This is a genomic window from Photobacterium pectinilyticum (assembly GCF_024357955.1).
Lineage (GTDB): Bacteria > Pseudomonadota > Gammaproteobacteria > Enterobacterales > Vibrionaceae > Photobacterium > Photobacterium pectinilyticum.
In genome coordinates this window covers 21574-27826 of record NZ_JANEYT010000057.1, presented here as the reverse complement: position 1 = coordinate 27826, position 6253 = coordinate 21574, and the positions used below count along the sequence as shown (strand labels likewise).

Below are 6253 nucleotides of genomic sequence, written 5' to 3'. Positions count from 1 at the left end.
TTACAAAATATCTAACGCAGAGAACAGCGATTTTAACCTGCAAGACTGATCAAATATTTATGTAGGTTGGTATAATCCAACACTTCTTTAGTAATGTCAGTTACGTTATTGTTTAGCCCTGAACGTGTCAGTACTGCAAATTCAGAGGGAGTTAGGTATCCAATTGATGAGTGGGGGCGATTTTCATTGTAGTCAATGCGCCAGTCACTGATCAGTTTACGAGCATGGCTCAAGTCTCTGAACAGGTGCTCGTTTAAACACTCGTCTCTAAACTTGCCGTTAAAGCTTTCGATATAAGCATTCTGGGTTGGCTTACCCGCTTGTATCAGCTTCAGAATGACACCATGATCATAAGCCCATTGGTCGAGAGCCTTACCCGTAAACTCAGGCCCCTGATCTGTTCGAACGGTCTCAGGGTAACCACGGAAAGCTGCAATTGCTTCAAGTATGACGACCACCTCATCCCCAGAAATTCCTGATGCAACAGTAATATCCAGGCACTCCTTCGTGAAGTCGTCAACGATAGTGAGGCACTTTATCCTACGACCAGAGCTGAGTGCATCCATGACGAAGTCCATTGACCAAGTATGGTTGGGCAGTGAGGGAAGTAAAAGTGGCTCTCGCCCTACACATAATGATTTCCTTCGCTTCCGTTTAAGAACGGCCAGCCCAGCCTCTCGGTATAAGCGGTAAACGCGCTTATGGTTAACCTCTGTCCCTTCTCGCCGAAGAAGACGGTGAATACGGCGATACCCGAACCGTTTTCTCTCGAGTGCCAGTTCTTGTATGCGAGCCAATAGCTCCACATCACTCTCTTTAGGTTGAGGTTGATATCTCATCGATGCGCGATTTATACCGACGAGCAGACAGGCTTTACGTTCCGAAATCGTGGTGACTTCCTGCATTGCATGCACAGCCTTGCGCTTGTCTCCGACGGTCAATACTTTTGGTTAAGAGCCGCTTTCAAAGCATCAACATCAAGCATGGATTCCGCCAAGAGCTTCTTCAGCTTGGCATTCTCATCTTCCAATACTTTCAAGCGACGGGCATCGGAAACATCCATGCCCGCGTACTTTTTACGCCAAAGGTAGAATGTGGCATCGGAAATGTTGTGCTTGCGGCATAATTCTTTGACGGGCAAACCCGCTTCCGCTACCTTGAGAATAGCAATGATCTGCTGTTCGTTGAATCGCTTCTTCATATTCACCTTCCTTCTTATAAGATGAACATTACTAAGTATTGGCTGGATTAGAAATCTGCAAGCTGTGACATTGTTCCCCACCACTGAGGTTTGGTAGGGAACCGGCTACTACCTATATAGATGCCTCAATAAATTGATAGAGTTCCTTGCCAAGACGTTCACGCTCATAAGTTGATGCCTCCGCAGGAAACTGCTCAATGTACACTGATAGCTTTTCACTATCCTTCTTCTGGTAGCATTGCGCTTTTACCCCCGCTTTATGATGGACCAGGTACACAGCTTCGATACTGGGGTCACTATTGGCATGGTGTGAACTGGCCGCTTTAGCTATAGTCCAGTGTTCGCACAGCGAATATTCGGTATCAGATAAACAGAACCCCTCGTAAATCCCGGAATAAATCGATAGTTCTTGTGCAAGTGTCATACTGAGGTATTTATCATCTTTTTTCCGTCCCCAATACCATTCGACCATCTCCATAACAACAAGTAACTGTGCTTGTGTCAGAGCGCTGAGTTCGTCTGTTGAAGTGTTATCGGTACAAGTATAGCCATTCTCGGTTTCTAGATCGTTCTCTGAAGGCCGGGGTAAAATAAGCTCTATCCCTTCACGTAATTCTTGTATTGACAGTTGGCTTCGGCCGTTAAGTTCACTGAGAATATCGATCCAAGTTGGTTCAGACAGGATTGGAAAGTATTCTCGGCGCAACCAGAGATAGCGTTCGGCAAGGCGGTTGATATGCTGAGAATTAGAAAGCGGCTTTTTCTCTCGCTCGTGGATTTGTTCAAATGTAATGTCTTTGCCGTTGAACAAGTTGGCTGCCTGACGCTCATTCATTAGGGCAACAATATCAGCTTTGGTAGGTACGGTGGCGAGATAGTGGTTGAGCGGCGATGCTGCGTACACCTTCATGGGTTTGTTCATAACTTCAATTCCTTCATGCAGTTAAATTGCAAATGGCAACGTCAAGCAGGCCCCATCGTGTGTGCCCATCAAGCGATAAAATAAGCATATACCATGGCGGCCATAAAGGGGTTGCTGACAGCCCAATGTGTGATGGCAACATTCCCATCATGCCTTGATTTCTCTACGTTTGACTAGAAAACAACCAACTTGACAAGTAGTATGGGAATTAGGCCACTATTAAGCAAGGTGTTGCATTTATAAACGAAGACCAATCAAAACGTCGGATACATGGTATTAAAAGAAATGGCTTAATAAGGGAGGGGCTATGGAAGGGTTTCAAGCATTCTTGCAGTTTGTCTTAGATAATGCGTTACTGACTGCATTTTGGTTGTTCGTGGCTTGGAGGTTGATAAAAGCAAGGAAAGCGGCATTTCGCCCTCATCAGCCTAAAGTTCGGACTACTGCCAGCATAAAAAAACCTATAGATATTAGGAAATATTCATACAAAGGCAGGTTCTATTTTACGCCAGAAGAACAGGTCACTAAAGAGATTAAAGATTAAAGGAGACTGATAGGAATGGAAGCTGGACAAGAATAGCCCTGAGTTTAAGGAAACACTTCGAGGCCTATTGCGAGAGGTAGCCAAGAAGGCCGATGCGCATGAACTTAATCCCGATCAGCACTATGGGGACTACGAGCGGGGTTCATGGATGCTAGGCCGAATCATTGAGGCGTCAGGTTTGGATATTCGCTTTGACGTTATAAGCAATGTAGACCGAAACCAGTGAGTGGGATGTATGCCGACCGAAGATAAAGAGCAGCTAGGTTGTGCTGTTTGCGGGACATTTACTCACGAACAGTATCCACTTCCTTTGCTGCACAAGATTGAAGATAATGGGTACTTATGCCGCGATTGTGCAGGCGAACAGGATTAAGGTAGTAGGAACGGAATATGGAAAATCAAGTATATGAATGCAAACTTTGCAATGAGAAATCTTAGTGCCCGATGCCGAGCATCGTTATGAATGTATGATTTGTGAGGTTTGTACTACCGAGCACGAACAAGGCACTGACCAATAACCACAAGGATGGAATATGGTGACCTTTCAGACTGCTTTACAATTTCTTTTAGATAACGCCTTTTTAACAGCATTTTGGTTGTTTGTGGCGTGGATATTATGGAAATCGAAAAAAAGTTCTAAAAGCCATCTTAATTTTAAAAAGCCCCTTAACAGTAAAAGAGAGCAAACTCTTTATCAAAAATTCAGTTATAAAATGCGGCCAGCGGATCATGAAGATAGAGTACGTGGTTACATTAGGAAAGACTAAATATCTATAGGTGGAAAAATTTGATGAAAAGCAAAGAGTTTATAGCTGGTTTAGGAGTTTAGAGTGAAGGACGAAGACGCCAAGGTTGTCAAACAGAGTATCCTTGCAAAGTTTTTAAAAACTCCTCTTGAGCTACCTCCGATCGTTCGCATGTGACGGTTAATCTTTTTGACAGCATGAACAGCAATTGTATTGCTCGCCAATGCCCTATATTCTTCGATGTCAGCGGGACAGTCAATTGCATCCCGATCCCCAAGTTCTGCGTACACGAGAGTTAATGCCAATGGATAACAAACCTTTTATCGACCAATCACTGGCAGATGGGCTGACGAAAAGGTTCATAAAAGATCTCCAGCTCAAGCTATCTCGCCCTCTGTTGGCTCAAGACGAACATCAATTCCGTGATTTGGTCGGCTCTGTTATGCGAGGGGTAAAGCCTAAGCAGCGTAGAAAGCACTTCAATGAGTTAAGCCGACTTTATGGAAGATATCAGGGAGTTTTGTCGATCAACGACGACCTAGAGGCTGGAAGCAAAGTCGAGACACTATTCTTGCTCACCTATACCGCCTTGCCTGATGATTTAAGTATCAAGGCCAGACTGACAGCGGTTGATTACGGTGAAAAAGAAATCTCGCTAGTTGGGGCGTACAGCAAAGCTCCGCTCTATGACCCAGACGGTGCCGTAATCCAACTGGCTGGTATCCACTGCATCAGCCGCTTCTTGCAGCGGGAGCAAACCTCGGATGTCGCGAATGTGATTGCAAAGCTGTATATCGGACTTATTCCGGTCCTTTCCCACTTGATAGAGAGGGGCGAGGGCGCGATGAATGTACCTTTGTCAAACGGCGGAATGATATTGGGGACGGTAACCAGCGGTAAATACGGTAAATACTACTTCGGGAAAACGTATATCGATGCCGACAAGGTTGCCCCGCACAATCATGACAATGTGCCGTCTGGCTTGTCTCCTATTCACGTCCCGTTCTGAGTGAAACGAAAAGCAGCAAGTACTGATCTCTGTTGTCTAGTAAATTAGACGCTGATGTTGTTGTTGAAGGCTATAGTCAATCTAATTGCCCTTAACTTTAGTAAAGCTTGATGAAAACACTGACTAGCTTCGCCGTTTTACTCATCTCCCTGACGTCGGGGTATGTCCCTTTTTCGGTCAATGCAAATGCCTACCTTGATTTTAAGCCAAGTGATGCGAGGGCGTTTAATTTTGAAGGAGAAGATCGAAATATTTGGAAGGCTAACGGGACACAGATATTTTATGCACCACAAGCAATGCCGTATATTGATCGCGATGCGTTGGCAGAAAATAAACTCTGTTTTGACCTTGTGATGAAGAACGATTTGTACGAGCAAGCCATTGTAAAGAAGTTCTCCAATGCGAATAACACCACAAATATCCAAATGATACCGATGTCTGATATTTCTCTCTCCATCTACGAAATCGGTAATGCGACCACAAAGCCACTTGCAACGTACAAGATACCTGAAAATGTTTCGAAATCGTTAAGTGTATATAGAAACCTGTGTTTAGACATTGGGGACGTTACTGACAAGCGGCTGGAAAAGCTGGAAGTTAGAACTTATGTACAAGCGGTTACGGTCAACCAAAGTGAAACGAATTGTGTTGTAGTTACGTCTCTGAGCGAAAGCGTGACCGATGAAATGTTTGCTGATGCTGACGGCAAAGAGTTGTTTTTGGATGAGCAGCAATTTAAGCAAACGGCTAGAAATGGATTGGTGCGTTTTACTGCCGAATGCCGTGGAGATGACAGTACAGAAACACGTCAAATCTCAGATAAACTACAGACGTTTATGACAGACCATGCCCTGAAGTCCGTAACTAAAAAGTTCATCTCGTGGGCGAATATAGAAAGCAGTGTAAACGCTGAGCTTTATAATAAAATGCCAAGTAAAGAAATAGATTACGTAAAAACCAACAGCAATAAAGTAGTAACGGTTGAAGAACTAAAATCAAACGTTGGAAACTACCTTGCCAATAGGATTCTAACACATAACGGTTTAAGTCCCCTTGTTGACGGTGCCGGAAAAGGTAATACGAATACAAGAACAACTACCGATCAAAGTACTAGCAATAATACGACAAACATAACGATCCCTTCTGGCTTGAGTTTCATTTCTTTGAGAAGTAGCTTTAATAACCAAAGCGCCGTCTTTTCTTATTCAGATATCATGGAGGCAGGTTTTTCAAATAAAAGCCTTGAACCATTACATGCAGGCTTTTTGAGAAATGCCGAGATGAAATATTCTGTCGATAAAATCATCATCGGTTTTCCTAACAAAACAATCCTTCCTTACTACGGTGATTTAGCGAGCTTACCCAATAACTGGAAGCTATGTGATGGAAACGAGCATGATAATAATGCTGGTGGAATGGTAACAACCCCGAATGTCGTCAATCGCTACTTGAAGGGGGTCAGCAGTAGTGAACAACTTCTGGCCGATGGCGGTTCTGTGCCATTAAAAGGGCAGGCAAAATCCAGTGTTATAAAAATAGATGAGATTTACAAGGGTACTTCAGTACCTCCAGATCACCCAGAGTATTCGATAACTTACGAAGAATATGATCGTGGGGCAATGGCTCACGTAACGCCAAAGTCAGGGGTGGGGTTGTATGAACTGCGCGATAAAGTAGTATTTATTCTTGGCGGGTATAATGCGACCCCAACTGATTCTGTCTCTATTCTTCACAACGAGATCTTAACGGAAGAACCGCCGTTTTTGACGATCTACTGGATATGCAAGATTTACTAGAACGACCGCACGCGGTGGGATAGGGGCGGTAACAG

7 protein-coding genes are annotated in these 6253 nt (G+C 44.1%); 5 read left to right on the top strand and 2 right to left on the bottom strand.

Going from position 1 to position 6253, the window contains the following annotated elements; genetic code table 11:
• Positions 1 to 32: 32 nt before the first annotated feature.
• Together NHN17_RS19045 and NHN17_RS19040 are read right to left on the bottom strand one after the other, a co-directional pair.
• Positions 33 to 1201, bottom strand: a protein-coding gene (locus NHN17_RS19045) for an IS3 family transposase (protein WP_255044218.1) whose coding sequence is annotated in 2 segments (ribosomal slippage) — positions 33 to 949 and positions 949 to 1201 — 1170 coding nt in all. Because the reading frame shifts where the segments join, the coding sequence is not laid out codon by codon here.
• A 112-nt stretch (positions 1202 to 1313) separates the two neighbouring features.
• Complete coding sequence (locus tag NHN17_RS19040) at positions 1314 to 2123, bottom strand: hypothetical protein (RefSeq protein ID WP_255044217.1); 810 nt, start codon at positions 2121 to 2123, stop codon at positions 1314 to 1316.
• A 307-nt stretch (positions 2124 to 2430) separates the two neighbouring features.
• On the opposite strand from NHN17_RS19040, the gene NHN17_RS19035 reads away from it, so the two are divergent.
• The 5 genes from NHN17_RS19035 to NHN17_RS19015 all read left to right on the top strand — a co-directional run bounded on the left by NHN17_RS19035 (position 2431) and on the right by NHN17_RS19015 (position 6218).
• The gene (locus NHN17_RS19035) at positions 2431 to 2667 is read left to right on the top strand and encodes a hypothetical protein (protein ID WP_255044216.1); all 237 of its coding nucleotides are present in this window, start codon (positions 2431 to 2433) and stop codon (positions 2665 to 2667) included.
• Positions 2668 to 2902: 235 nt separating this feature from the next.
• A complete protein-coding gene (locus NHN17_RS19030; RefSeq protein WP_255044215.1) occupies positions 2903 to 3040 on the top strand; it encodes a hypothetical protein in 138 nt (45 codons plus the stop codon).
• 160 nt (positions 3041 to 3200) lie between these two features.
• Positions 3201 to 3434: a hypothetical protein gene (locus tag NHN17_RS19025; protein ID WP_255044214.1), complete on the top strand. Its 234-nt coding sequence runs from the start codon at positions 3201 to 3203 to the stop codon at positions 3432 to 3434.
• Between the two features lie 283 nt (positions 3435 to 3717).
• A complete protein-coding gene (locus NHN17_RS19020) occupies positions 3718 to 4422 on the top strand; it encodes a hypothetical protein (protein ID WP_255044213.1) in 705 nt (234 codons plus the stop codon).
• A gap of 110 nt (positions 4423 to 4532) precedes the next feature.
• Complete coding sequence (locus NHN17_RS19015; protein WP_255044212.1) at positions 4533 to 6218, top strand: hypothetical protein; 1686 nt, start codon at positions 4533 to 4535, stop codon at positions 6216 to 6218.
• The last annotated feature ends 35 nt before the right edge of the window (positions 6219 to 6253 follow it).

Bases quoted from the DNA above. Each gene is read 5' to 3' on its own strand.
- NHN17_RS19040 (WP_255044217.1), bottom strand. From the start codon at position 2,123: ATGAACAAACCCATGAAGGTGTACGCAGCATCGCCGCTCAACCACTAT.
- NHN17_RS19035 (WP_255044216.1), top strand. From the start codon at position 2,431: ATGGAAGGGTTTCAAGCATTCTTGCAGTTTGTCTTAGATAATGCGTTA.
- NHN17_RS19030 (WP_255044215.1), top strand. From the start codon at position 2,903: ATGCCGACCGAAGATAAAGAGCAGCTAGGTTGTGCTGTTTGCGGGACA.
- NHN17_RS19025 (WP_255044214.1), top strand. From the start codon at position 3,201: ATGGTGACCTTTCAGACTGCTTTACAATTTCTTTTAGATAACGCCTTT.
- NHN17_RS19020 (WP_255044213.1), top strand. From the start codon at position 3,718: ATGGATAACAAACCTTTTATCGACCAATCACTGGCAGATGGGCTGACG.
- NHN17_RS19015 (WP_255044212.1), top strand. From the start codon at position 4,533: ATGAAAACACTGACTAGCTTCGCCGTTTTACTCATCTCCCTGACGTCG.